General features: G+C 70.6%; 18 protein-coding genes. 13 read left to right on the top strand and 5 right to left on the bottom strand.

What is annotated here, in order from left to right:
- The first annotated feature begins 49 nt into the window (after positions 1-49).
- From FFT10_RS12645 to FFT10_RS12690, 10 genes are all read left to right on the top strand, one after another.
- Entirely contained in the window at positions 50-988 is a 939-nt protein-coding gene (locus FFT10_RS12645) for an ABC transporter permease (protein ID WP_137733175.1), read from the top strand.
- Positions 985-1,872, top strand: a complete 888-nt coding sequence (locus FFT10_RS12650) for an ABC transporter permease (protein ID WP_137733176.1) — start codon at positions 985-987, stop codon at positions 1,870-1,872. Before FFT10_RS12645 ends, FFT10_RS12650 begins: the two co-directional genes overlap by 4 nt.
- Before the next feature lie 63 nt (positions 1,873-1,935).
- Entirely contained in the window at positions 1,936-3,528 is a 1,593-nt protein-coding gene (locus FFT10_RS12655; protein WP_162520783.1) for an ABC transporter substrate-binding protein, read from the top strand.
- Positions 3,528-4,580 (top strand): ABC transporter ATP-binding protein, encoded by a 1,053-nt coding sequence (locus tag FFT10_RS12660; RefSeq protein ID WP_137733178.1) that lies wholly within the window; start codon positions 3,528-3,530, stop codon positions 4,578-4,580. The genes FFT10_RS12655 and FFT10_RS12660 overlap by 1 nt, the downstream gene beginning before the upstream one ends.
- Positions 4,567-5,679, top strand: coding sequence for an ABC transporter ATP-binding protein (locus FFT10_RS12665; RefSeq protein ID WP_137733179.1), 1,113 nt, complete (start codon positions 4,567-4,569; stop codon positions 5,677-5,679). Before FFT10_RS12660 ends, FFT10_RS12665 begins: the two co-directional genes overlap by 14 nt.
- A gap of 157 nt (positions 5,680-5,836) precedes the next feature.
- Entirely contained in the window at positions 5,837-6,586 is a 750-nt protein-coding gene (locus tag FFT10_RS12670; protein ID WP_137733180.1) for an electron transfer flavoprotein subunit beta/FixA family protein, read from the top strand.
- A 106-nt stretch (positions 6,587-6,692) separates the two neighbouring features.
- The gene (locus FFT10_RS12675; RefSeq protein ID WP_137733181.1) at positions 6,693-7,625 is read left to right on the top strand and encodes an electron transfer flavoprotein subunit alpha/FixB family protein; all 933 of its coding nucleotides are present in this window, start codon (positions 6,693-6,695) and stop codon (positions 7,623-7,625) included.
- Between the two features lie 76 nt (positions 7,626-7,701).
- Positions 7,702-9,492, top strand: a complete 1,791-nt coding sequence (locus FFT10_RS12680) for an acyl-CoA dehydrogenase (protein ID WP_137733182.1) — start codon at positions 7,702-7,704, stop codon at positions 9,490-9,492.
- 109 nt (positions 9,493-9,601) lie between these two features.
- Positions 9,602-10,582, top strand: coding sequence for an NAD(P)H-dependent flavin oxidoreductase (locus tag FFT10_RS12685; protein WP_137733183.1), 981 nt, complete (start codon positions 9,602-9,604; stop codon positions 10,580-10,582).
- Positions 10,583-10,595: 13 nt separating this feature from the next.
- Positions 10,596-11,843: a metal-dependent hydrolase family protein gene (locus FFT10_RS12690; RefSeq protein ID WP_137733184.1), complete on the top strand. Its 1,248-nt coding sequence runs from the start codon at positions 10,596-10,598 to the stop codon at positions 11,841-11,843.
- Positions 11,844-11,894: 51 nt separating this feature from the next.
- On the opposite strand, the gene FFT10_RS12695 is transcribed toward FFT10_RS12690, so the two are convergent.
- Positions 11,895-16,655, bottom strand: coding sequence for a cupredoxin domain-containing protein (locus tag FFT10_RS12695; RefSeq protein ID WP_137733185.1), 4,761 nt, complete (start codon positions 16,653-16,655; stop codon positions 11,895-11,897).
- Positions 16,656-17,248: 593 nt separating this feature from the next.
- Between FFT10_RS12695 and FFT10_RS12700 the strand changes: the two genes are divergently transcribed.
- The 3 genes from FFT10_RS12700 to FFT10_RS12710 are packed head-to-tail and all read left to right on the top strand — an operon-like array spanning position 17,249 to position 22,112.
- Positions 17,249-19,156 (top strand): hypothetical protein, encoded by a 1,908-nt coding sequence (locus FFT10_RS12700; RefSeq protein WP_137733186.1) that lies wholly within the window; start codon positions 17,249-17,251, stop codon positions 19,154-19,156.
- A 53-nt stretch (positions 19,157-19,209) separates the two neighbouring features.
- Positions 19,210-20,535: an SCO family protein gene (locus FFT10_RS12705; protein ID WP_137733187.1), complete on the top strand. Its 1,326-nt coding sequence runs from the start codon at positions 19,210-19,212 to the stop codon at positions 20,533-20,535.
- Between the two features lie 41 nt (positions 20,536-20,576).
- Positions 20,577-22,112 carry a cytochrome c/ABC transporter substrate-binding protein gene (locus tag FFT10_RS12710; RefSeq protein WP_162520784.1) on the top strand — a complete coding sequence of 512 codons (1,536 nt, stop codon included), beginning with the start codon at positions 20,577-20,579 and terminating at the stop codon, positions 22,110-22,112.
- A 46-nt stretch (positions 22,113-22,158) separates the two neighbouring features.
- Here FFT10_RS12710 and FFT10_RS12715 read toward each other — a convergent pair whose 3' ends face one another.
- The 4 genes from FFT10_RS12715 to FFT10_RS12730 all read right to left on the bottom strand — a co-directional run.
- The gene (locus FFT10_RS12715; RefSeq protein WP_137733189.1) at positions 22,159-22,674 is read right to left on the bottom strand and encodes a type II secretion system protein; all 516 of its coding nucleotides are present in this window, start codon (positions 22,672-22,674) and stop codon (positions 22,159-22,161) included.
- The gene (locus FFT10_RS12720; protein WP_137733190.1) at positions 22,655-23,119 is read right to left on the bottom strand and encodes a type II secretion system protein; all 465 of its coding nucleotides are present in this window, start codon (positions 23,117-23,119) and stop codon (positions 22,655-22,657) included. The genes FFT10_RS12715 and FFT10_RS12720 overlap by 20 nt, the downstream gene beginning before the upstream one ends.
- An 8-nt stretch (positions 23,120-23,127) precedes the next feature.
- Positions 23,128-23,613: a prepilin-type N-terminal cleavage/methylation domain-containing protein gene (locus FFT10_RS12725; RefSeq protein ID WP_137733191.1), complete on the bottom strand. Its 486-nt coding sequence runs from the start codon at positions 23,611-23,613 to the stop codon at positions 23,128-23,130.
- Positions 23,610-25,195, bottom strand: a 1,586-nt coding sequence (locus tag FFT10_RS12730) for a secretin GspD/PilQ domain-containing protein (protein ID WP_373282509.1), incomplete at its 5' end; no start/stop codon positions are given. The genes FFT10_RS12725 and FFT10_RS12730, both read right to left, overlap by 4 nt.

Genomic DNA, 25,195 nt, shown 5'->3' on the forward strand with positions numbered 1-25,195 from the left:
CCGTTTAGCCTGACTTTCGACCCCCACCAGGCTGCAAGGAGCGTGCTGCATGGGCCCCATGATCGCGAGAAGGTTGCTGGTCTCGATGCCTGCGTTGGTGGGGGTGCTGTTCCTGTGCTTCTGCCTGCTGCAGGTGGTGCCCACCGACCCGGCGCTGATCATCGCCGGCTCCGACGCCAGCCCCGAGGTGGTGGCCGGCATCCGCGCGGATCTGGGCCTCGATCGGCCGCTGCTGATCCAGTTCTTCGACTACATCCTGCGCGTGGCCCAGGGCGACCTGGGCCGCTCCATCATCAGCAACAAGTCGGTGATGGAGGAACTGCAGGCCACCGTGGGCCCCACCACCGAACTGATGCTGGGCGCCATGGTGCTGGCCGTGCCGCTGGGCCTGGTGCTGGGCACGGTGGCGGCGGTGCAGCGCGGCACGCTGATCGACCGGGCCATCGTGGCGCTGTCGGTGGCCGGGGTGTCGATGCCGGTGTTCTTCGTCGGCCTGATCCTGATGCAGTACGTCGGCTACAAGTGGGACCTGCTGCCCTTCACCGGCCGCACCGGCCCGGTCTGGGACGGCGGCCTGCCGGCGCTGATCCTGCCGGCGCTCACCCTGGGCAGCGTGCTGGTCGGCCCGATCGCCCGCATCACCCGCACCGCGGTGCTGGAGGTGCTGGGTGCCGACTTCGTGCGCACCGCGCGGGCCAAGGGCCTGAAGGAATGGGTGGTGATCGTGCACCATGCGCTGCGCAACGCGCTGATCCCGGTGGTCACCCTGGTGGGGCTGCAGGCGGCCTTCCTGCTGGGCGGCGCAGTGGTCACCGAGACCATGTTCTCCTGGCCCGGCGTGGGCCGGCTGGCGGTGGGCGCCATCGTCAGCAGTGATTTCCCCACCGCGCAGGGCGCCATCATGATCCTGGCGCTGGCCTTCCTGGTGATCAACCTGATCGTCGACGTGCTCTACGTCGTGCTCGACCCGCGGGTGCAGCGCTCATGAACACCACGTCTGCTGCATTGCCGGCTGCGCCGGCTATCAACGCCGGTGTCGGCCGCCGCGCCAGCCTGGTGGCCCGCCTGGCCCGCGACCGGGTGGCCCTGGTGTCGGCCGTGCTGCTGGGGCTGATCGTGCTGTCGGCCATGTGCGCGCCCTGGGTCGCGCCTTATGACCCGTACTACACGGACCTGAGCAAGACCATGCAGCCGCCCAGTGCCGCGCACTGGTTCGGCACCGACAACACCGGCCGCGACCTGCTCAGCCGCGTGCTCTACGGCGCCCGCAACACCCTGGTGATGGGCCTGGCCGGCGTGCTGCTGGGCGGTGGCCTGGGGGCGGTGCTGGGCATCCTGGCGGCGTTCTACAAGCGCATCGACCCCTGGATCATGCGGCTGGTCGACATCCTGCTGGCCTTCCCGGCCATCATGATCGGCCTGGCGGTGGCGGCCATCCTGGGCTCGGGCCTGTCGGCGGTGATCTTCGCGCTGGTGGTGTCCACCGTGCCCGATGTGGCACGGGTGGCGCGCGGCGCCGCGGTCGGCGTGATGGGGCAGGAATTCATGGAGGCCGGCCGTGCCGTGGGCCTGCGCAACGGCACGCTGATCTGGCGCTACCTCACGCTGAACTGCATCTCCACCATCGCGGTGTTCCTCACTCTGCGCTTCGGCCAGGTGATCCTGGTCGGCTCGGCACTCGGTTTCCTGGGCATGGGTGCCCAGCCGCCGGTGGCCGAGCTCGGCATGATGGCCGCGCAGGGACGCGATTTCCTGTTCATGGCGCCGCACATCGCCACGATTCCCAGCCTGGCCATCTTCGTCATCGTGCTCACCGCCAACCTGCTGGGCGATGCGGTGCGCGACGTGCTGGACCCCCGACTGCAGCAATAGCCCGACGAGCGCAGACACATGCGCCCATCCCCCACGCCCACCGAGGCACCTCAGGAGACCCCGATGCGCTTGCACCTGCCCCGCGTTGTTGCCGCCGGCCTTCTGGCCACCTTGGCCGCCCTGGCCGGCACCGCCGCCACCGCCCAGACGCTGAACATGGCCAAGGCCCTGGACAGCCCGCACTACGACAGCCAGCGCACCACATGGAGCCCCACGTCGGATGTGACGCACATGATCCAGGACACCCTGGTGGCGCTCGACTGGGACGGCAAGACCGCCGTGCCGCTGCTGGCCAGGAGCTGGACGGTCAGCCCCGACGGCAAGCTCTACACCTTCAAGCTGCGCGACGACGTGCAGTTCTGCAGCGGCAAGAAGTTCACCGCGGCCGACGTGCTCTACAGCTTCAACCGCCAGAAGGACCCGGCCACCCGCGCGCCCTATGCCTGGCGCGCCGGCAAGATCAAGGACCTGCGGGCACCCGACCCGTACACGGTGGAGTACGAGCTGAGCGAGCCGTACTCCGACCTGCTGGTGCAGCTGACCATGTTCAACAACAGCATCCACAACAAAGAGAGCGTGGATGCCCTGGGCAAGGACTACGGCATCAAGGGCATCGACGGCACCGGCCCCTGGTGCTGGGTGAGCTGGCAGCCGCGCACCGAGCTGCAGCTCAAGCGGCATGACGCCTACAAGTGGGGCCCCACGCCGATGTACAAGAACCCCGGGCCGGTGAAGTTCGAGCGGTTGTCGATCAAGATCGTGCCCGAGGACTCCAGCCGCCTGGCAGCCATGATGAGCGGCCGCTTCGACATCACCACCCACTTCCCCACCCAGTTCATCGACCAGGCCAAGAAGAGCCCGATGCTGAACGTGGAGGAGGCCAAGCCCAACTTCCAGCTGATGTACTTCGGCTTCAAGGCCGACCGGCCGCTGGTCAAGGACAAACGGGTGCGCGAGGCCATGAGCATCGGCATCAACCGGGCCGAGCTGGTCAAGGGCGTGATGCTGGGCCAGGCGGCGCCGGCCTACACCTACATCCACCCCGATGCGCTGGACTTCAACCCCGCCACCAAGGGCATCATCAAGGAAGACGTGGCCCGCGCCAACAGGCTGCTGGATGAAGCCGGCTGGGCCAAGAAGGGGCCGGACGGCATCCGCATGAACGCCCAGGGCGAGCGCCTGGCGCCGGTGGTGTTCATTCCGCAGGTGACCTACTTCCCGCGCATGACAGAGGCCATCCAGGGCTACATGCGCAAGATCGGCGTCGACTGGAAGATCACCGCGCTCGAATCGACCATCATGCCGGCCAAGTTGAGCGGCCAGGACTTCGACCTGTGGACCGTGACCGTGCCCTACCTGTCGGCCGGCGAGCTGATGATCTTCTACTTCGACAGCGAGCAGATCCCGGTGCCCAACCGCATGAACTGGAAGGACGCCGCCACCGATGCCGCCATCCGCAAGGGCAAGACCGCGCTGAACGCGGCAGACCGGTCGGCCGGCTTCATGGCCGTGCAGGACATCGTGATGAAGGAGCACCTCTGGATCCCGGTCATGGCGCCCAGCATGTACCAGACCAGCACCAAGAAGGTGAAGGGCGCGCGCGCCCACATGCTGTTCCAGTACACCTTCTACAAGGGCCTGGACACCTCGTTCTGATGAGCACCTCCACACCCGCTGGCGGGCCGCCCCAGGACGACGCCCCGCTGCTCGACGTGCGCAACCTGCGCACCTGGTTCCACACCGAGCGCGGCCTGTTCAAGGCCGTGGACGGCATCAGCTTCCAGGTGCTACGCGGCCGCGCCGTGGGGCTGGTGGGTGAATCGGGCTGCGGCAAGAGCGTCACCTCGCTGTCGCTGATGGGCCTGGTGCCGCAGCCGCCCGGCCAGGTGCAGGCCGATGCGCTGCTGTTCGAGGGCCGCGACGTGATGGCGCTGTCGGCCGAGGAGCGGCGCCTGCTGCGTGGCGGCCGCATGGCCATGGTGTTCCAGGAGCCGATGACCAGCCTGAACCCGGTGCACACCATCGGCGCGCAGATCGTCGAGGCCCTGCGCGCCCACACCGGCCTGTCCTACGACGACGCCAAGAAGCGCGCCATCGAGGTGCTGGAGCTGGTGCGCATCCCGTCGGCGGCGCAGCGGTTCGACGACTTTCCGCACCGGCTGTCGGGCGGCATGCGCCAGCGGGTGATGATCGCCATGGCCCTGGCCTGCGAGCCGGTGCTGCTGGTGGCCGACGAGCCCACCACCGCGCTGGATGTGACGATCCAGGCCCAGATCCTCGACCTGCTGCGCGATCTGCAGCAGCGCCTGGGCATGGCGGTGCTGATCATCACGCACGACCTGGGCGTCATCGCCGAACTGGTCGACGAGGTGATCGTGATGTACGCCGGCCAGATCGTCGAGAGCGCGCCGGTGCAGGCCCTGTTCGACGACCCGCAGCATCCGTACACCATCGGCCTGCTGGGCTCGATTCCGCGGCTGGATGTGGTGCGTGAACGGCTGTCCACCATCGAGGGCAGTGTGCCCAGCCCGGACAGCCAGCCGGCGGGCTGCCGCTTTGCGCCGCGCTGCCCGTTTGCCGATGCCCATTGCCATGCCAGCCAGCCGCCGCTGCGCAGCATGGGCCCCGGCCACCAGGTGGCCTGCTGGAAGGCGCCGGTGGAACTGGGCCGACCCATGCAACAGGAGCTGGCCGATGTCGCCCGTTGATGCCGCCCTGGAGACCACGGCCGCCACGCCGGTGCTGTCGGTGCGCAGCCTGGTCAAGCATTTCCCGGTGCAGCGTGGCGTCGTCATCAGCCGCACCGTGGGCCAGGTGCGGGCGGTGGACGATGTCAGCTTCGACATCGCCCGCGGCGAGACGCTGGCGCTGGTCGGGGAATCGGGCTGCGGCAAGAGCACCACCGGCCGCCTGGTGCTGCGGCTGATCGCGCCGTCCGGCGGCTCGGTGCAGTTCAAGGGCCAGGAGATTGCCACCGCCTCCGATGAGCAGATGCGCGCCATGCGCCGCCACCTGCAGATCATCTTCCAGGATCCGTACGCGTCGCTGAACCCGCGCATGACCATCGGCGACATCCTCACCGAGCCGATGGCGGTGCACGGCATCGGCAGCCCGGCCGAGCGCGCCGAGCGGGTGAAGGAACTGCTGCAGGTGGTGGGCCTGCTGCCCGAGCATGCGCGCCGCTACCCGCACCAGTTCTCGGGTGGCCAGCGCCAGCGCATCGGCATCGCCCGCGCGCTGGCGGTGCAGCCCGATCTCATCGTCTGCGACGAGCCGGTGTCGGCGCTGGATGTGTCCATCCAGGCCCAGGTGGTCAACCTGCTGCAGGATCTGCAGAAGCGCTTCGGCCTGAGCTACCTGTTCATCGCCCACGACCTGGCGGTGGTCAAGCACATCAGCGACCGGGTGGCGGTGATGTACCTGGGCAAGCTGGTGGAGATCGCCGACAAGAAGGCGCTCTACGCCCGGCCGCTGCACCCCTACACCCAGGCCCTGCTGTCGGCCATCCCGCGGCCCGAGCCCGGCCTGCAGCGCACCCGCATCCTGCTGACCGGCGACGTGCCCAGCGCCATGCATCCGCCCAGCGGCTGCCGCTTCCACACCCGCTGCCCGCATGCGCAGGAGCGCTGCCGCAGCGAGGAGCCCGCATTGCGCGATGCCGGCCCCGGCCACCGCGTGGCCTGCCACTTCTTCGAGACGCTGCCGTTGCCGGCCGGCGTGGCGGCGGTGGAACGGCAGGACCAGGGGCGCTTTGCGCTGCGCCTGGCCGCCTTCGAGGCGGCACGCCGGACGAACCTGCAGGGTTGACCCTCAGGTGACGGCGCTGCCAGGGCCGCCTGGGGCACAATGGCAAAAAATAGCACGACCGTTCGATTTCTTGCCATTCCTCGCTGCACACCCCGCCACCTAGAATTCGGCGGAAGCCATCGAGAGTCCATTTCCATCCATCCAGGAGCCGCGTGACATGAAGGTATTGGTGCCCGTGAAGCGTGTTGTCGACTACAACGTCAAGGTGCGTGTGAAGTCCGACGGCACGGGGGTCGACATCGCCAACGTCAAGATGAGCATGAACCCCTTCGACGAGATCGCCGTCGAGGAGGCCGTGCGCCTGAAGGAGAAGGGCGTGGTCACCGAGGTGATCGCCGTCTCCTGCGGTGTCACCCAGTGCCAGGAGACGCTGCGCACGGCCATGGCCATCGGTGCAGACCGCGGCATCCTGGTCGAGTGCGCCGACGAGCTGCAGCCCCTGGCCGTGGCCAAGCTGCTGAAGGCCCTGGTCGACAAGGAGCAGCCCGGCCTGATCATCCTGGGCAAGCAGGCCATCGACGATGACTGCAACCAGACTGGTCAGATGCTGGCGGCGCTGGCTGGCCTGCCGCAGGCCACCTTCGCCAGCAAGGTCGAAGTTGCCGACGGCAAGCTGACGTGTACCCGCGAGATCGACGGCGGCCTGGAGACGCTGAGCTTGAGCCTGCCGGCGGTGATCACCACCGACCTGCGCCTGAACGAGCCGCGCTACGTCACCCTGCCCAACATCATGAAGGCGAAGAAGAAGACGCTGGATGTGGTGAAGCCGGCCGACCTGGGCGTGGACGTGACCCCGCGCATCAAGACGCTGAACGTGAGCGAGCCGCCCAAGCGCGGCGCCGGCATCAAGGTGCCTGATGTGGCGACGCTGGTGGCGAAGCTGAAGAACGAAGCAAAGGTGATCTGACGGTAAGCCGGACGCCGGTGGCGCCGTCCTACCTCGTCTCGTTCGAGCGGTCGCCTGCGGTGCCGCTCAACTCTCCGGACCTCGTTCCGGCTCTTTGGAGATTTTCATGACTGTTCTGGTGATTGCCGAACACGACAACGCGTCGATCAAGGGATCGACCCTGAACACCGTCACCGCAGCACTGGCCTGCGGTGGTGATGTGCATGTGCTGGTGGCCGGCGAAAACGCCGGTGCCGCCGCCGCAGCCGCCGCGCAGATCGCCGGCGTGGCCAAGGTGCTGCATGCCGACGGCGCCGGCCTGGGCCATGGCCTGGCAGAGAACCTGGCCGCGCAAGTCGTTGCGATCGCCGGCAGCTACAGCCACCTGCTGTTCCCCGCCACCGCCGCCGGCAAGAACGTGTCGCCCCGCGTGGCCGCGCTGCTGGACGTGGCGCAGATCAGCGACGCCACCAAGGTCATCAGCGCCGACACCTTCGAACGCCCGATCTACGCCGGCAACGCCATCGCCACGGTGCAGAGCAGCGATGCCACCAAGGTGATCACCGTGCGCACCACCGGCTTCGATGCCGCTGCGGCCACCGGTGGCAGCGCCGCGGTGGAGACCATCGCCGCGGTGGCGCCGGCAGCCAGTAGCAGCTGGCAGGGCAGCGAGATCGCCAAGAACGACCGGCCCGAACTGACCGCCGCCAAGATCATCGTCAGCGGTGGCCGGGCGCTGGGCAGCAGCGAGAAGTTCAACGAGGTGCTGACGCCGCTGGCCGACAAGCTGGGCGCCGCCCTGGGCGCCAGCCGCGCCGCGGTGGACGCCGGCTACGCGCCGAATGACTGGCAGGTGGGCCAGACCGGCAAGATCGTCGCGCCCAGCCTGTATGTGGCGTGCGGCATCTCCGGGGCCATCCAGCACCTGGCCGGCATGAAGGACAGCAAGGTGATCGTGGCCATCAACAAGGACCCCGAGGCGCCGATCTTCAGTGTGGCCGACTACGGCCTGGAAGCCGACCTGTTCACCGCCGTGCCCGAGCTGATCAACACGCTGTGACCCCGCGCGCCTGAAGCGCCTTGAACGACCCTGAAGGGCGCCGAAGTCGGCGCCCTTGCTTCATCCGGAGACTGAAATGACCTACCTCGCCCCTGTCAAGGACATGCTGTTCGTGATGAACCACGTCGCCGGCCTGGAGGCCGTGGCCACGCTGCCGGGGTTCGAAGATGCCGGCCCCGACACGGCCGCGGCCGTGCTGGACGAATGCGCCAAGCTCAACCAGGACGTGATCGCGCCGCTGAACTGGGAAGGCGACAAGGCACCCTCGTCGTTCAAGGATGGCGTGGTCACCACCACCGCCGGCTTCAAGGAGGCGTTCAAGCAGTACGGCGCTGGCGGCTGGCAGGGCGTGCACCACCCGGTGGACTTCGGCGGCCAGGGCCTGCCCAAGCTGATCCACGCGGCCTGCATCGAGATGGTCAACAGCGCCAACATGAGCTTTGCGCTGTGCCCGCTGCTGACCGACGGCGCCATCGAGGCCCTGCTGACCGCCGGCAGCGACGAGCTGAAGGCCCGCTACCTGGCGCCGATGGTCGAAGGCCGCTGGACCGGCACGATGAACCTGACCGAGCCGCAGGCCGGCTCTGACCTGAGCATGGTGCGCAGCCGCGCCGAGCCGCAGCCCGACGGCACCTACAAGCTGTTCGGCACCAAGATCTACATCACCTACGGTGAGCACGACATGGCCGAGAACATCGTCCATCTGGTGCTGGCCCGGGTGACCGGCGCGCCCGAGGGCGTGAAGGGCATCTCGCTGTTCGTCTGCCCCAAGTACATGGTCAACGCCGACGGCAGCCTGGGCGCGCGCAACGATGTGCACTGCGTCAGCATCGAGCACAAGATGGGCATCAAGGCCAGCCCCACCGCGGTGCTGCAGTACGGTGACCACGGTGGCGCCATCGGCTACCTGGTTGGCCAGGAGAACCGCGGCCTGGAGTACATGTTCGTGATGATGAACGCCGCCCGTTTCGCGGTGGGGCAGCAGGGCATCGCGGTGTCGGAGCGGGCCTACCAGAAGGCGGTGCAGTACGCCCGCGACCGGGTGCAGAGCCGCCCGGTGGACGGCAGCCTGAACACCGCCGCGCCGATCATCCACCACCCCGATGTCAAGCGCATGCTGATGACCATGCGCGCCTACACCGAGGGCTGCCGCGCCATGGCCTTCGTGGCCGCCGCGGCGCTGGACGCCGCCCATGCCCACCCCGATGCCGCGGTGCGCAAGCAGAACCAGGCCTTCTATGAATTCATGGTGCCGCTGGTCAAGGGCTACAGCACCGAGGTGAGCCTGGAAGTCACCAGCCTGGGCGTGCAGGTGCATGGCGGCATGGGCTTCATCGAGGAGACCGGCGCGGCGCAGCACTACCGCGACGCCAAGATCCTCACCATCTATGAAGGCACCACCGCCATCCAGGCCAACGACCTGGTCGGCCGCAAGACCGCCCGCGACGGCGGCGCCACGGTACGGGCGATCTGCGAGCAGATCCAGGACACCGAGGCCCAGCTGGCCGCGCGCTCCAGCGATGCCGCCAAGGCCGTGGGCAAGCGCCTGGCCGCCGGCCGCCAGGCCCTGCTGGATGCCGCGGCCTTCATCGCCAGCGGTGCCAAGGGCAGCCCGAATGCGGTGTTCGCCGGCAGCGTGCCCTACCTGATGCTGGCGGGCAACGTGATGGCCGGCTGGCAGCTGGCCCGCTCACTGATCGCCGCCGAGGACCAACTGGCCGCCGGCAACGAGCCCGACTTCATGCGCGCCAAGATCACCACCGCGCGCTTCTACGCCGACCACATCCTCAGCAAGGCGCCGGGCGTGCGCGACAGCATCGTCGACGGCGCTGCCGGCGTCACCGAGATGGCGCTGGACGCGTTCTGACCCGGGCCGTGCCCACCCCGGGGCGCATGTCGCTCCGGTGATAGTGACCGGCCGGTGCGCCCTCGCACACTGGCACGCTTGTTCCCAAATTCCTGACCTGGAGCCACCCGTGCCCTTGCCCGCCGCCCTGTCCAATCTGCCGCTGCCCATCATCGGCTCGCCGCTGTTCATCATCAGCACGCCCAAGCTGGTCATCGCCCAGTGCACCGCCGGCGTGGTGGGCTCGATGCCGGCGCTCAATGCCCGGCCCGCGTCGCAGGTCGACGAATGGCTGCACGAGATCACCGAAGGCCTGGCCGCCTGGAACAAGGCCAACCCGGACAAGCCCGCCGCGCCCTATGCCATCAACCAGATCGTGCACAAGAGCAATGACCGGCTCGACCACGACATGGCCGTCTGCGCCAAGTACCACGTGCCCATCGTCATCACCAGCCTGGGCGCGCGGGTCGACATCAACGAGGCGGTGCATGCCTGGGGTGGCGTGGTGCTGCACGACATCATCAACAACTTCTTCGCCCGCAAGGCGATCGAGAAGGGTGCCGACGGCCTGATCGCCGTGGCCGCGGGCGCCGGTGGCCATGCCGGCACCAAGAGCCCCTTCGCGCTGATCCAGGAGATCCGCCAGTGGTTCGACGGCCCGCTGGCGCTGTCGGGCAGCATCGCCTCGGGGGATGCGGTGCTGGCCGCCCAGGCCATGGGCGCCGATTTCGCGTACATCGGCTCGGCCTTCATCGCGACGGAAGAAGCACGCGCGGCCGAGGGCTACAAGCAGATGATCGTCGACAGCAACTCCGACGACATCGTCTACAGCAACCTGTTCACCGGCGTGCACGGCAACTACCTGGCGCCCAGCATCCGCAACGCCGGCCTCGACCCCGCCAACCTGCCCGAGAGCGACCCGAGCAAGATGAACTTCGGCAATGTCGACGGCGGCGGCGCCAAGAAGGCCTGGAAGGACATCTGGGGCTGCGGCCAGGGCATCGGCGCGGTCGACAAGATCCAGAGCACCCACGATTTCGTCGCCAAGCTGAAGGGCGAGTACAACGCGGCGCGCCAGCGCCTGGGCCTGCCGGTGCTGGCCACCGTCTGACATCGCCACCACGATGACCGGGCGCCAAGTCCTCTTCAACGCCCGGCCGTTCGACAGCGCCGCGGGCACCATCGGCCCGCTGTCGGCCATCGTCATCGACGGCGATCGCATCACCGACGTGCTGCCGGGCTCGCCCCGGGTGGATGACGCCCAGGCCATCGACGCCGGCGGCCGGGTGGTGCTGCCGGGGCTGGTCGATGCCCATGTGCATGTCACCGCCACCACGCACGACCTCACCAACCTCGGCCTGCAGCCACCATCGCTGATCACCGCCGAGACCAGCGTGGTGATGCGCGAGATGCTGCACCGCGGCTTCACCACGGTGCGCGATGCCGCCGGGGCCGACTACGGCCTGCAGGAAGCGCAGGCCCGCGGCATCTTCGAAGGCCCGCGCCTGTTCATCGCCGGCGCGCCGATCAGCCAGACCGGCGGCCATGCCGACCAGCGGCCCAAGGGCGTGCGCCAGCGCAACTGGTTCTGCAGCTGCGCCGGTTTGGGCCTGGTGGGTGCCATCTGCGACGGCGTGGGCGAGGTGCGGCGGGCGGTGCGCGAGCAGGTGCGCACCGGCGCCAACCAGATCAAGATCATGGCCGGCGGCGGCGTCTCCAGCCCCACCGATCCGCTGGAAGGCACCCAGTTCTCGCTGGAGGAACTGCGCGCCGCGGTGGAAGAGGCCGAGGCCGCCAACCTGTATGCCATGGCCCATGCCTATTCGCCCCGCGCCATCACCCGCGCGGTGCAGGCCGGCGTGCGCAGCATCGAACACGGCAACCTGCTGGATGTGGCCACCGCCCGGGTGATGAAGGAACACGGCGCCTACCTGGTGCCCACGCTGGTGACCTACACCGCGCTGGCCACCGAGGGCGAACGCCTGGGCTGGACGGCCGAGATGCTGGCCAAGCTGGCCAAGGTGCGCGCGGCCGGGCTGGAGTCGGTGCGCATCGCCCGGGCCGAAGGCGTGCCGGTGGTCTTCGGCACCGATCTGCTGGGCCACATGCATGCGCAGCAGAACGCCGAGTTCGGCATCCGCCTGCAGGCCATGGGCCCGGTGGCGGTGCTGCAGAGCGCGACTATCGTGGCCGCGCAGCTGCTGCGCGCCGAAGGCCGCATCGGCCAGCTGCTGCCCGGCGCCTGGGCCGACCTGCTGGTCGTCGACGGCGACCCGACCGCCAGCTTGGACATGCTGGCCAGCCCTGCCACCGGCATCCGCCTGCTGATGCAGGGCGGCCGGGTGGTGCGCAGCAGCCTGCCGGCAGGCTGAACCCGGACCCTGGCCTCCCGAGGAGATCGGGCGGCCAGGGCGGGCGGGTGGTCAATCCACCTTGAACAGACCCCACACGCCGGTGTTGACCATGGTGTTCGGGCCGTCACGGTATTGCCAGTAGCCCCGCTTGGCGCCGCCGTACAGGTTGGCGGTGACGCCCTTGCCGACGGTGATCAGGCTGTTGCCGGGGTTGACGAAGTGCTCGATGCCCATGTCGGCGTAGTCGTGGCCCAGCACCCGGAAGCTGTGCTGACGCGCACGGCCATCCGACTGCAGCACGCGGAAGCGCACCTGGTCACCGGCCTTGGCGCTGAACACCGGCGTGGCCACCGGGGCACCGCGCAGGCCGATCGGCAGACGGGCGTCGTTGTCGACCATCAGCGTGGCCTGCAGGCGGCACGGATTGATGTCGTCGGCGACCACGGTGGCCTGCGTGCAGCCGGCCGACTGGCCGCTGTAGTCGATGCGGGTCCACAGCGGTTCGGTGCCGTAGTTCAGCGCACGTTCGCCGAAGTCGTAGCTGTCATCGCCCACATAGTGCTCGGGGATGGCGGTCGACGCGGCCGCAGCGCCCAGCCGCAGGTTCAGGCCGTCCTGGTACATCAGCACGAACTCGCGGAAGCTGTTGGCACCGCCGCCCGTGGTGCTGGTGGCCGTGGTCTGGGTCGTGGCCTTGAGCACCGGCGATGCCACCGAGCCGTTCAGCGTCAGGGCGGAACTGCTGCCCGTCTTGATCAGCGCCCGGGTCCCGAAGCCGTTGATCTGCGCGGTGCCGGCCTCGTTCCAGTAGGTGGACCCCTGGGGTTCGACGATCAGCGCACCGATCAGGCCCTGCGCACCATGCTTGACCACGTCGCCCATGGACCGCAGCGGCACGGCGCCGTACTCGATCGGCTCGCCGCCCTTGAAGGTGCCCGACAGCAGGTCGAAGTTCAGCTTGCCGGCGTACCAGACGTAGTTGCGTGTCTGGCCCGGGCCCACCAGGGTGTCGGGGTTGTAGCCCACGTTGGCACCGTCGCTGGTGCGCGGGTCGTAGCTCATCAGCGTCGGGTGCAGGCCCACGCGGTGTGACGGCTTGATCTGGTCGACGTTCAGCGACACCAGCTTCGGCATCGGCGCATCGCCTGGCAGATCGGGCACCGGCAGGTTAGCGGGCAGGCGGTTGGTCACCGTCACCGTCACGCAGTCGCCTGCATTGGCGCGCATCACCAGCGGCTCGGGCTGCTTGGTGCCGGCGCGCAGGGCGGCCACGTCCACCGCCGGCACGTACATCAGCGCCGTCGGGTCGGTGATGCCGGCGCGGGCGTTGTACTTCAGCGCGCCACCGGGCAGCAGGTCGCGGGCGGCCCACACCTCCAGCTGGTAGGCCCGTGCGGGCGAGCCCACCGGGCAGCCATTGGCGCCCAGCGTGCTGACTGTGGTGTTGAGCAGGCCACCGACCAGGCCACCCACCCCGCCGAGCAGGCCGGTGGTGACCTGGGTCAGCGAGCTCACCAAATTGGTGGCCAACGGCTGCAGCATCCCGCCGACCAGGGCACCGGTGGTGTTGTCCACCACGTTCTTGTCGGCATAGGTGCGCAGGATGCCCCAGCTGCCGTTCCACAGCGCATCGGTGGTGCCGTAGTGGTACAGGTAGTCGTTGATCTTCGCGCCGCCGGTCACCTGGGGCAGCTTGCCGATGTCCAGCTCCATGTGCTCGGAGATGCCGAGTTCCTGGGCGCCGACATACGGTGCCGAGGCATCGCCCACCTGGCGGCGCCAGCGCTGGCCGTGCACGGTGAAGCTGTGCTGCACCTCCTGCGCGCCGTGGATCAGCTTGAACTGCACCCGGTCGCCTTCGTAGGCCTTGAACACCGGCGTGAACGGATCGCCATGCACCTTCGAACTGAAGATGTTGGCCGTGTCGCCGCGCGCGTCGGTGTACAGGCCGCTGCTGTCGCCGTTGGACGACAGGCGCAGCGGGATCGGCTCATTCTTGTAGTTGACCAGGTACGGGTTGTGGTGGTGTGCCGACAGCAGCTCGGGCTTTTCCGGCGGGTCCACCGGCGTGCCATCGGGCCGGTACAGCAGCGAGAAGTCGGCGCTGGCCAGCAGGAACTCGCGGAAGTCGGGATGGGTGGCCTGGTCGGCCGCGCCCACGATCACCGCCTCGGGGCCCACGCCGGTGGTCAGCGGGCTGCCATCGGGCTTGAGCCAGCGCGCGCCCTTGGGCTCGACGACCAGCGCGGCATAGAAGCCGTGCTGCTGGATGTTGCTGGCCTGGAAGTGGTCGTGGGTGAACACCGTGCGCAGCGTGCGGTCTTTGCCGGCGCCGTCGAACAGCTCGTCGGCCCACCAGCGCTGGATGGTGGTCTGGTAGTCGATGGCCTCGGGCACCGGCAGGATGCTGGCACGCTGGGCGGTCAGGTCGACCACGGACCCATCGGCATTGGTGCGCTTGAGCTTCCCGGCAGGCGCCAGCGCGGCCGTGGCACGCTCGATCAGCGCCTTCTTGGCGAAGGTGCCGTCTTCATAGTTGAAGCCGTTGCCGCCGCCGTCGGAGGCCATGACGTCGAACTTCACCAGGTGGATGTGCTGGCCCAGGGTGTCGGTGGGCACCTTGACCTGGAAGTCGTCCTTCTCCAGCTCGTAGGGCAGCCGGTTCTGGTGGCGGAATTCGATGCACTCGCCCGACTGGGCGCGGAAGAAGAACGGATCGGCGGTGCGCTTCTGTCCCTCGTAGGCGGCCACGTCGCTGGTCAGCACGTTGATGCGGGCCTGCGGGTCATGCCAGCCGGCCTTGTTGACCACCAGGTCCAGCTGCACCGCCGACACGTCATAGCGGCGCAGCGGCGCGGTGGCGGGGCAGGGGTCGGCGAACGGCGCACCCGGCTGCGCCGGCCTGCCGTTGACCCGGAAGGTGGCGGCCGTGCCGTCGGCGGTCTTCGACGCAAAGCCGTTGGCATTGGCGTGGAAGGCCATGGCTGCCCGCTCCAGCGGCGTGCCTTCTTCCGGCAGCAGCTGCAGCTCGGCCGATGTCAGCACCACCGACATGTCGCCGGCGGCCACACCCGCGCCCAGCACGCGGGTGCCGGCGTTGATGACATGGCGGCCCAGGCCGGTGGGGCCCAGGCGGCTCTCGGCGGCCAGGTCCAGCGGCGGCTGCGGCGGCCGGTGGCCGGCGGAGCCGGCGACGAAGAACGGGTAGCCGGGCGTGGCCGCGGTGCCGTAGGTGGGCGCCGGCGGCAGGGCGCGGTTGCGGATCGGCACCACGGCCGGCGAGAACGCACCGCCGACGGTGACGCCCGTCAGCGGGTTGGTGCCCTGGCCCAGTTCGCCGTCGGGCAGGCGGCGGGTGCCGTCCTCGAACACATCGTGGTTGCGCCACAGGCCCCACATGCCCTGGGCGAAGTGCGGGTACATGTGGCAGTGGTAGATCGCGTCGCCCACCGACAGGTTGCGGTTGGCGCCCTGGAAGGCGATCTCGTAGGTCTGCGCCTGGCGCGGACCGATGGTCTGGCTGTCCAGGAAGTTGGCGCTTGTCGCGCCACCGTTCTGGCTGAACCACTGGTTGGCGTGCAGGTGGAAGACATGCGTTTCCTTGATGCCCGCCTGCATCGATCGGAACTTGACCGGGTCGCCCTGGTAGGCGTGGTGCACGTTGCCCGGGTCGTCGGGGTACAGCTGCTTGGCCTGGCCGTTGGCGTCGCGGCCGACGATCATCGCCGGGTCGCCGTTGGCCCAGCTGGTGAGGAAGAAGTCCTCCAGCGCGCATTCGGCGCAGTTGGCGGCCGGACCGACACCCGCGCGGTTGGCGGCGACGATGGCGCCCAGGCCGCTGGCACCGTAGTTGATGCCGAAGCCGTCGCGCCCGCCCGAGCCGGCGCCGTCGGCGTCGAACGCGGCGCCGTAGGCCTGCACCGTCTTCAGCTCGTCCTGGAAGATGCTGGTGAACTCGCGGAACCAGTTCTCGTTGGTGGCGGCGAAGTTGTCGGCCGTGAAGCTGAAGTTCTGGATCACCGCGTTCAGGTCGGTGTGCACGATCTGCCAGCGGTTGGTGCCGATGGCCTGGTGCATGTTCAGCAGCGGCGTGCCGACCTTGCCGGTGAGGGCGCCGGTGGTGTCCACCGCCTCGTAGTTCAGCACCTTGCCGGCGGCGGCCTGGGCACGGGCGGCGGCCATCACCTCGGCCCGCACCTCGCTGCGGTAGGCATCGGCACCGGCCGGCTGCACATTGACCGCGCCGAACAGACCCATGCCGGTCGAGCCGCCATCGGCCTGGCCACCGGCCGGGGCGCCGTTGTCATGGAACAGGAAGCCACCCTCGCGCTGCAGCAGCAGCTGGTAGGTGAAGCTGGCGCCCGGGGCGATGCCCACGGCGCCGCTGACGCGGGGGTCGAAGGCGTTGTAGCCGACGACGCTGCTGTCATGGGTGAGGCCCTGGAACATCATCGATGCCAGGCGCGTCAGCGGCCGGTCGGCGCCGGCGCCGGAGGCGGTCTCGCACAGCAGGTTGGTGAAGTTGACCGTCAGCTTGTCGCCGATGTTGCCGCGCAGCACCAGCGGGCGCGGCCGCTTGTCGCTGCGCAGCGCCACGCGGCAAGGGTTGGCCACCACGCCGGGGGTGTCCAGCGTCTTGCCGGTGTCGAGGTCGACCACGTCGCGCTTGAGCGCATAGACCATGCCGTACGGGTTGTACGAGCCAAAGCGGTTGTAGACGATCGGCTGGTCCAGCGCGACGACGTCGGCCACCACCGTGCCCGCCGGCCGCGCCTGTGCAACGCCGACCGCCGCCACCAGCACGGCTGCCGCCAACGCTGTCAGCGGCATGTTTGGGCGGGATTGCCCGTGAATTCTGGGATGACGCATTGAATGATTCCTTACCCTCTGTTTCGAACGGCGGCGAGAATAACAGCGGCCTCGTGAAACGCAATGCCGGCGATCCCCCGGGAATGGCTGGTCAAAACTGTTCGAATTGAATTCATGCCGGCCCATCGGCGCCAACATCCCAGGGCCGCGCGTCACATCGACAAGGGATCGATGGTTCAGAACGAGAGTGCAACAAAATGCAACCTATGCCGATTTCGCTGTTTTCAGATCACGCGAAAACGCCAAAAAGAGCAAAAAACCCCGCATTCGGGGGGGTGTCTGGCTGCATCCGTGTCCAGATCGGGTTCGTAGAGGCAGAGGTCTTCGGAAAAAACGGACCGCCTGCCGGCCCGTGCGACACCTGTTGTCAAACCGTCCGACGACCGGCCGCGGGTTTGCCTGGCGGTTGCCGTTCTTTTGTTCGCGCGGGCTCGCTGAATATCGCTGGTGGTGGGTGCGTTGATTTCCTGTGGCCTTGGATTTGGTGGGCGGCATGTTGGCTCCAAAATAATTCGGAGCTGCGGCTGCTGCATGGTTGTTTGAATATCCTGAATATGTGGAATCGAGATTCGCTCTGGCAGCGGTGGCGGCAGGCAGCGGTGGTGCTGGGCGCCGGTCTGGCGGCTTGGAGCGCCCTGGCGGCCGACCCGCTGCCGGTGCGGCTGGCGGCGCAGGAAGCGGGCGTCGCGCTGTCCCTGAGCCTGGGCTCGCCGGATGCGGCCGAGGTGCCCACCGGGCCGCCCATCGACCTGCGGCTGACCTTGGCCGATGGCGCCAGCGGCAGCCCGCTGCGCGGCCTGCGGCCGCGCGTCTGGCTGAGCCGCCGCACCGAGGGGCGCGCCGAGTCCTGCACCGATCTGGCCCGGCGCTTCGCCGCGGGGCGGCTGAGCCAGCGCGCCGACCGCGACCTCAACAGCTTCCTGCTGGTGACGCTGAACGCCGACGCCAGCGTGTCGGTGATCAATCCGCAGGTGGGGGTGGGCAGCACCCGGCTCGAGTCGCTGATCACCCTGCCGGGCGTGGGCGGCGACTGGGCCCTGGCCCAGGGGGGTGACCGTCTGCTGGTGACACTGCCGCAGCAGCGCAGCCTGGCCGTGATCGACATGACGCGCTACCGGCTGCTGGGCACGGTCGCGCTGGGCGACGGCGAGCCGCGCCGCCTGGTCGTCGGCACCGACCAGCGCCAGGCCCATGTGGCCATGGACCGCAGCGACCGCCTGGTTACCGTCGACGTCGACCGCCTGGCCGTGGTGGCCGAGGCCCGCATCGGGCGTGGCCTGCACAACCTGGTGCTGACCGACGACGGCCGCCAGCTGGTGGTCACCAGCAGCGATGACGACCAGGTCACCGTGCTGGATGCCGACGGGCTGCAGGTGCGCCAGCGCCACCGCGTGCCAGGCACGCCGGTGTTCGTGGCCTGGAGTCCGCTCGCACGCCAGGCCTATGTGGCGGCGGTCAACGACACCCGCCTCTGGGCCATCGACCCGACCGGCGCCGCGGCGCCGACGGCCTTGCCGTTCGAGCGCGGCGTCTCGGCCCTGCGCACCGATCCGTCGGGCCGCTTCCTGGTGGCGGTGCGCGAGGCCGCCAGCGAACTGCTGGTGCTCGACACCGCCAGCGGCCGCCTGGTGGGGCGCACCGCCACCGTGGCCCAGCCCGACCAGGTGGTGTTCAGCCGCCGCTACGGCTACGTGCGCGGGCTGGACAGCCTCAGCGTCACCCTGCTGGACCTGGCGTCGCTGGCCGAAGGCCGGCTTGCCACCAACCAGGTGCCGATGTTCCAGAAGGTGGCGGCCACCGCCCGCGAGCACATCAGCGGCGCCGACATGCTGGCGCCCTCGCCCGAGGGCGATGGCGTGATCGCCGCCAACGGCGCCGACACCGCGCTGTACTACTACACCGAGGGCATGATGGCGCCCCAGGGCACCTACCGCACCTACAGCCGGTCGCCGCGTGGCCTGCTGGTGCTCGACCGGTCGCTGCGCGAGGCCGCGCCGGGTGACTACCGCAGCCGCTTCAGCCTGGACCGTGGAGGCCGCTACACGCTGACCCTGCTGCTGGACCAGCCCCGCCTGGTGCGCTGTCTGGACTTCGAGGCCGGTGAACGGGTCGATGACAGCACGGCCCTGGCGCTGGACTACCGCTGGCCCGGCGCCGGCGGCGGTGCCGCGCTCGACACCGGTGCGGCGCATGTGCTGAGCGTGGCGGTGCGCGATGTGCGCACCGGCCAGCCCGTCACCGGCCTGACCGATCTGCAGCTGATGGTGCTGGAGCTGCCAGGGCTGTCGCAGCAACGGCAGGCCGCGCGCGAGACCGCGCCCGGGGTCTACAGCGTGACGCAGCGCTTCCCGCGCGCCGGCCGCTGGCGCCTGGTGGCGCAGATCCCGTCCCAGGGCATCGGTTTCGACCGTGCCGCCAGCGCCGACCTGACGGTGCAGGAGGCCGCGGCGGCCAGCCGCTGAGACCTTGCCGGCGGCCCCGCCGCTCCATCCATCCCTTGTTCCGCGAGCCGTTCATGCGCCCCCTGTTCCGATCCGCCGCCGCCTGGCGCCATGCGCTGTGCACCACCGCCTGCCTGACGGCCCTGCTGGCAGCGGGCCAGGCCGGCGCCCATGCCGACCACGCCAACACCGCGCCGCCGCCGCCGCCGTCCGCAGCCGACCTGGCCACGCCCCTGCGCATCCACGTGCCCGATGTCACCGTCACCGACCAGTTCAACCGCCAGCACCGGCTGTCGCGTGACCTGGTGCAGGGCCGCACGGTGCTCGTCAACTTCGTGTTCACCAGCTGCACCACGGTGTGCTCGCCGATGACGGCCGTGCTGAAGTCGGTGCAGGACGAACTGCGCCGCCAGGGCCGCCAGGATGTTCTGCTGCTGTCCGTCTCGGTCGATCCACTGACCGACAGCCCGCAGACCCTGGCCGGATTTGCCGCCAAGTTCGGCATCCAGAACGGCTGGCACTTCCTGACCGGCGCGCGCACGGCCATCGATGCCGTGCTCAAGGGCTTCGGCCTGCCCACCGGCGGTGCCATCGACGACCACACGCCGATGGTCTACATCGCCGACGGCAAGACCGGCCGCTGGAGCCGCGCCTACGGTCTGGCGGGGCCGCAGGCGATCCTGCAGCGCTTGCCGGGTGCCGGCGGCAAGTCCGGTGGGGCCACATCCGGCCCGTTGCCGCCCCAGCGGGCGGCATGGTCCGCGCCGGTGGCGGTGCCGCATGGGCTGCTGCACCGCGTGGCCAGCAACGCGGCGCCGGCGCCGGCCGCCAGCGCCGCGCTGCCACCGGCATGGCGCCCGCTGCAGCGCCTGGCCGGGGAGCAGACCCGCAGTGCCAGCCCGGTGGTGCTGGCCACCGGCAAGGACGGGGCGGCAGGCCACTTCACCAACCTGCCGGTGCTGACCCAGGACCGTGGCCGCGTGCGCTTCTACGACGACCTGATCAAGGGCCGGGTGGTGCTGGTCAGCGCCTTCTTCACCCAGTGCCGCGATGTGTGCTCGCCGGTGACCCACAACCTGGTGCAGGCCCAGCAGCTGCTGGCCGGCGAGCTGAAGACACCGGTGCAGCTGGTGTCGATCAGCGTCGATCCGGTGGCCGACACGCCGGAGGTGCTGGAAGCCTATGCCCGCCGCCACGGCGCCGGTCCGGGCTGGAGCTTCGTCACGGGCAAGAAGGAGAACGTCGACTGGGTGCTGCACCGCCTGGGCCTGTACGTGCCCGAGAAGGAGCAGCACCTGGCCGTGCTGTGGGCGGGCAACGACCGCACCGGCGCCTGGCTGAAGCTGCATGCGCTGGCGCCGCCCGAGGCCATCGCCGCGGCGGTGCGCAAGCTGCTGTGAACACCGCCGGCCGGCCAGCTGGGCGTGGGCTGGCGACACTGGTGCTGTCGCTGCTGCTGCCATGGTCTGCGGCCGCCCAGGTGCCCGCCAGCGCCGACCTGGCCGCACAGCGGGCCGGCAAGCGCCTGTTCCAGCTGGGTCTGAACCGCCAGGGCGGTGATCTGCAGGCGCAGATCGGTGGTGGCGTGCCGCTCAGCGGCGAGCGGGTGGCCTGTGCCCGCTGCCACGGTGTGCAGGGCCAGGGGCAGCGCGAAGGTGGCGCCGCCGCGCCGCCGCTGCGCTGGTCGGTGCTGACCCAGGGCCGTGCCGCCGGCGCCGGCCTGCTGGCCCGGCCGGCCCACGACGAGGCCAGCCTGCTGCGTGCCGTGCGCAACGGCCTGGGTGCCGACGGCCAGCCGCTGGGTGCGGCCATGCCGCGCTTCCAGCTTGGCCCGCGCGAGGCGGCGGACCTGGTGGCCTACTTGCGCGTCGTGGGCACCGATGCCGACGCCGAAGCCGGCGTCAGCGCCGACACCGTGCGCCTGGCCACGGCGCTGCCGCTCACCGGCCCGCAGGCCGCGCTGGGCCAGGCCCTGCGCCAGGGCATCGAGGCCTGCCTGGCGCGGGCCGCCGGCAGCGCGATCTTCGGCCGGCAGGTCACGCTCACGGTGCACGACAGCCATGCCGACCCGCAGGCCCTGCAGGCCGCCGCGCTGGCCGACGACCACCTGGCGCTGGTGGCGCCCTGGTGGCCGCAGCTGGATGCGCGGGCACTGGCGCAGCGCCTGCCCGGGCTGCCGGTCATCGGCGCCCTGGGCCAGGCGGCCGAGCTCGACGGCGCGCCGCCGCATTGGTTCGGCATCGCCCCGCTGCTGGGCAACCAGGCGCGGGTGATGGTCGACGCCATCGCCGACGGCCTGCCCGGTCGCACCGGCCGGCTGCTGCTGGTGGCGGGCGGCGACACCGTGGCGCCGCTGGCCGCCGAGGCATTGCGTGCCCAGGCGGCGCAATACCCGGGCCTGCAGGTCAGCACCTTGGCCTGGCCGGCGCAGCCCGCCGCACTGGTGCCGGCCCTCACCGAGGCGCTGCGGCACACGCCGCCCGACGCCCTGGTGGTGCTGGCGCCGGCCGACGCGCTGGAGGCGGTGGCCGGCACGGTGGCGCGCGAGGCGCCATCGCTGCCGATCCACGCCAGCCAGTCGCAGGCCGGCAGCGCCCCGCAACGCTGGCCGGCCGACCTGCGCAGCCGTCTGCGGCTGACCACCACCACACCCCAGGCCGACGCCCTGGCGCCGGCCGCCTTCCTGGCCGACCTGCAGGCCATCGGCGCGCGGCCGCAGCTGCCGGCCCTGCAGAGCCAGGCCTATGCCGCGGCCTGCGCCACCCTGGAAGGCCTGCGCCGCACCGGCCGCACACTCAGCCGTGACGGCCTGCAGCGTGGCCTGGAATCGTTGCGCAACTTCCAGACCGGTGTGCTGCCGCCGATCTCCTTCGGCCCGCGGCAGCGCCATGGGGTGTGGGAGGCCCGGCTGGTGCGGCCCGCGCCGGGCGGCGACCAGCCGCTGGGCACCTGGCGCGGCCCGCGCGTGCCGGACTGACCTGCGCTGCGTCGCGCCAGCGCCGGGCTGGCTGGCGCCAGCCCGGCTAGCGCAGGCCCGGGGCGGCGGGTGTCACCGGCGCCGGCAGCGCCAGCGGTGCCGCCACGCCGGTGTGCACGAAGCGCCAGTCGGCCACGCTGCGTGCCGCCGCGAAGGCGCCCTGGCCGGCGCCGAAGCCCTGCGTGCGCAGCGGCACCACCTGGGCACGCGAATGCACGCCCACCAGCGTGTTGCCGACGCGGATCGGCACCCAGTCGGCCGCGCCGGTGAACGGGTCGCGCCACAGCCGGCGCAGGTGCGCCACCGGCTGCGGAAAGCGGCGGTCGGCCAGCAGGTCGTCGAAGTCGCGTGGCCACTGCGCGGCACCCCGCGGGCTGGCCTGCACATAGGACGCGATGGCGCGCTCGAACTGCGCGCCGATGAACAGCAGCTCGGCCTCGCGCTCGCGCTGGCGGTCCACCGCGGCGGTGGACAGCGCGGCATGCTGCAGCATGCCCAGCAGCAGCACCGCCAGCAGCACGGCCAGCAGGGCGGCGCCGCGCTCAGCGTGCGGGCGGGGCATTGCGGAACTCCGCCGCGGCAGCAGGTGCCGGGCCGGTGGTCTCGTCGGCCGGGACGTCGCCCTGGCCGGTGCCGGCGTTGTCGGCCACGGGCATGGGCAGCACGTCATAGACGCGGCCAGCCTGGCCGGCCGGTGGTGGCACGAGGCGCCAGTCGGCCCGCCCGCTCACCGGGTCCACCGGCAGTTCGCGCAGGTAGCGCCGCTGCACCAGGTCGTCCAGCGTGTCGGGGTAGCGGCCGTGGTCGGCGTGGTGCTTGTCGATGGCGTCGCGCAGGCTGTGGCGGTTGGCGGCCTGCACCGCCAGGCGGCCCTGGTCGAGGGCGCTGAAGTAGCGCGGCACGGCCAGCGTCAGCAGGCTGCCGATGATGGCCAGCACCACGATCAGCTCCACCAGGGTGAAGCCGGCGGCCGGGGCATGGCGGGGGTGCGGTGTGCGGGGTGCCATGGCCGAGCTCACCAGCTGGCGTACAGGCTGCCGTCGATGGCCACGCGCGGGCTGCTCGACCGCACGTCGAACACATCCCGGCCGGGCCGCGGGTCGGCGGCGGGGCTGTCGCTGGCGCGCAGGCGCCAGGTGGCCTCGGCCGGCAGCGTGGGATCGGCGAAGGGGTCGCGCGGCAGGCGGCGCAGAAAGACCAGGCGACCGCCGCCGGGGCTGCGCTGGTCGGCCACGCCGTCGACCAGCACCTGCAGGTCGGGCGGCCAGGGACTCTGGCCGGGCGCACGGGCGATCTGCCCGGCCTCCACCGCCGCACGCCAGGCGTCGAGCGCGCCGCGCAGGTCGCGCAGCGCCCGCCGCAGCTCGGTCTCCTGGCTGCGCTGGCGGGTCAGCTCGGCCAGCGGCAGCGCGGTCATGGCCAGCAGGCCCAGCAGCGCCAGCGCCACCACCAGCTCGATCAGCGTGAAGCCGCGCGGGCGCGGCCGCGGTGGCCGGCTCATGCGCCGGGCACCGCTGGCAGCGGCAGCGCCTCGGCCGGCCGGGTGCGCCGCGGCGGTGTGGCGACGGCGCCAGCCGCCGGATCTGCCAACGCGCCCGGAGGGCGGGGTGCCGTGGCCGCGCCGGTGGCGGCGGTGTCGGGGGTGGTGGTGGCAGCCGCAGCAGGCGGGCTGCCCGGCTGGCGTCCCATGTCCAGGCGCAGCGGCGTGGTCTCGGTGCCGGCCGCGCGCTCCAGCGCCAGCGGCCGGGCACGCACCTGGGCCTCGGTGCCCGACGGGATGGTGGCCAGGTCGTCCGGCAGCGCCGTCAGCGGCCGGATGATGCGCGGCGTGATCGACAGCACGATCTCGCTCTTGCTGTTGTTGCCGTTGTCGCTGGAGAACAGCCGCCCCAGCAGCGGTGCCTGGCCCAGCAGCGGCAGCTTGGACGCGGTGTTGCGCGCCTGGTCGCTGATCAGGCCGGCCAGCACCTGGGTCTCGCCATCGCGCAGGCGCAGCGTGGTCTGGGCGTTGCGGCTGCCGATCTGGTAGGCCAGCGAGCCGGCGGGACCGGCGATCTCGCGGGCGATGTTGCTCACCTCCAGGTTCATGCGGATGCTGACCTGGTGGTCGGCATGCACCTCCGGCTCCACTTCCAGCTTGATGCCCACATCCAGGTACTGCACCGTGCCGGTGACCACGGCACTGCCGCTCTGCACCGGCGTCACGCTGTTGGTGATCACCGGCACCTTGTCGCCGATCATCACCCGCGCCTTCTCGCGCTGCTTGGTGCGGATGCGCGGACTGGCCAGCAGGTTGGCGTCGGTGTCGGACAGGCGCAGGTTCAGCCCCAACGACAAGGGCGTGACCAGCAGCTGGTTGGCCGACAGCGCGCGCAGGTCGCCCACCGTCAGGCTGCCGCCGCTGCCATTGCCGCCGGGGGTGGACAGCCCGATGCTGGCGGGGAACTGCAGGCCCAGCGTGCTGAGCCGGTCGCGCGAGACCTCCAGCACCTCCACCTCCAGCATCACCTCGGGCTCGGCCTGCTCCTGGGCGCGCAGCATGCGCTCGGCCACCGCCAGGGTGTCGGGCGTGTCGCGCATCTGGATCGTGCCGGCGCGCTCGTCGATCACCAGGTCGCGCACCTTCAGCAGGGTGCGCAGCGCGTTGGCGGCCTGCTTGATGTCGGCGTTGGACACCTGGAAGGTGCGCACCGACAGCTCCTGGTAGTCGCGCAGCTTGGCGGCCGTGGCGGGGTAGACCAGCAGCGCGTTGGCGTTGATGCTGCGGCGCGCCAGCTGGTTCTGCAGCAGCAGCATGTCGATCACGTCGCCCAGCGGCGCGTCCTGCACATGCAGGCTCACCTTGAGATCGCGCCGCACATCGCTGTCGATGACGATGTTCAGCCCGGTGCCGCGCGACAGGCCCTCCAGCGCTGCCCGCAGGTTGGCATCGCGCAGTTGCAGCGACACGCTGCGGCCCAGCGGCGACGCGGCCTCGCGGGCCTGGCGCTGCAGGGCCTCGCGGCGGGCGAGCCGGCCGTCCAGTTCGCGCAGCAGGCGGTCGGCGGCAGCCGGGCGGTGCGGGGCCGCAGCGGCCTGCGCGG

The sequence above is a fragment of the Pseudaquabacterium pictum genome, from assembly GCF_005403045.1.
Taxonomy (GTDB): domain Bacteria; phylum Pseudomonadota; class Gammaproteobacteria; order Burkholderiales; family Burkholderiaceae_C; genus Pseudaquabacterium; species Pseudaquabacterium pictum.

What these genes read in the sequence shown, in the direction of transcription:
- FFT10_RS12670 (WP_137733180.1), top strand. Translation starts at nt 5,837, where the DNA reads ATGAAGGTATTGGTGCCCGTGAAGCGTGTTGTCGACTACAACGTCAAG.
- FFT10_RS12695 (WP_137733185.1), bottom strand. Translation starts at nt 16,655, where the DNA reads ATGCCGCTGACAGCGTTGGCGGCAGCCGTGCTGGTGGCGGCGGTCGGC.
- FFT10_RS12655 (WP_162520783.1), top strand. Translation starts at nt 1,936, where the DNA reads ATGCGCTTGCACCTGCCCCGCGTTGTTGCCGCCGGCCTTCTGGCCACC.
- FFT10_RS12675 (WP_137733181.1), top strand. Translation starts at nt 6,693, where the DNA reads ATGACTGTTCTGGTGATTGCCGAACACGACAACGCGTCGATCAAGGGA.
- FFT10_RS12690 (WP_137733184.1), top strand. Translation starts at nt 10,596, where the DNA reads ATGACCGGGCGCCAAGTCCTCTTCAACGCCCGGCCGTTCGACAGCGCC.
- FFT10_RS12645 (WP_137733175.1), top strand. Translation starts at nt 50, where the DNA reads ATGGGCCCCATGATCGCGAGAAGGTTGCTGGTCTCGATGCCTGCGTTG.
- FFT10_RS12665 (WP_137733179.1), top strand. Translation starts at nt 4,567, where the DNA reads ATGTCGCCCGTTGATGCCGCCCTGGAGACCACGGCCGCCACGCCGGTG.
- FFT10_RS12725 (WP_137733191.1), bottom strand. Translation starts at nt 23,613, where the DNA reads ATGAGCCGGCCACCGCGGCCGCGCCCGCGCGGCTTCACGCTGATCGAG.
- FFT10_RS12720 (WP_137733190.1), bottom strand. Translation starts at nt 23,119, where the DNA reads ATGGCACCCCGCACACCGCACCCCCGCCATGCCCCGGCCGCCGGCTTC.
- FFT10_RS12700 (WP_137733186.1), top strand. Translation starts at nt 17,249, where the DNA reads ATGTGGAATCGAGATTCGCTCTGGCAGCGGTGGCGGCAGGCAGCGGTG.
- FFT10_RS12650 (WP_137733176.1), top strand. Translation starts at nt 985, where the DNA reads ATGAACACCACGTCTGCTGCATTGCCGGCTGCGCCGGCTATCAACGCC.
- FFT10_RS12680 (WP_137733182.1), top strand. Translation starts at nt 7,702, where the DNA reads ATGACCTACCTCGCCCCTGTCAAGGACATGCTGTTCGTGATGAACCAC.
- FFT10_RS12705 (WP_137733187.1), top strand. Translation starts at nt 19,210, where the DNA reads ATGCGCCCCCTGTTCCGATCCGCCGCCGCCTGGCGCCATGCGCTGTGC.
- FFT10_RS12660 (WP_137733178.1), top strand. Translation starts at nt 3,528, where the DNA reads ATGAGCACCTCCACACCCGCTGGCGGGCCGCCCCAGGACGACGCCCCG.
- FFT10_RS12715 (WP_137733189.1), bottom strand. Translation starts at nt 22,674, where the DNA reads ATGCCCCGCCCGCACGCTGAGCGCGGCGCCGCCCTGCTGGCCGTGCTG.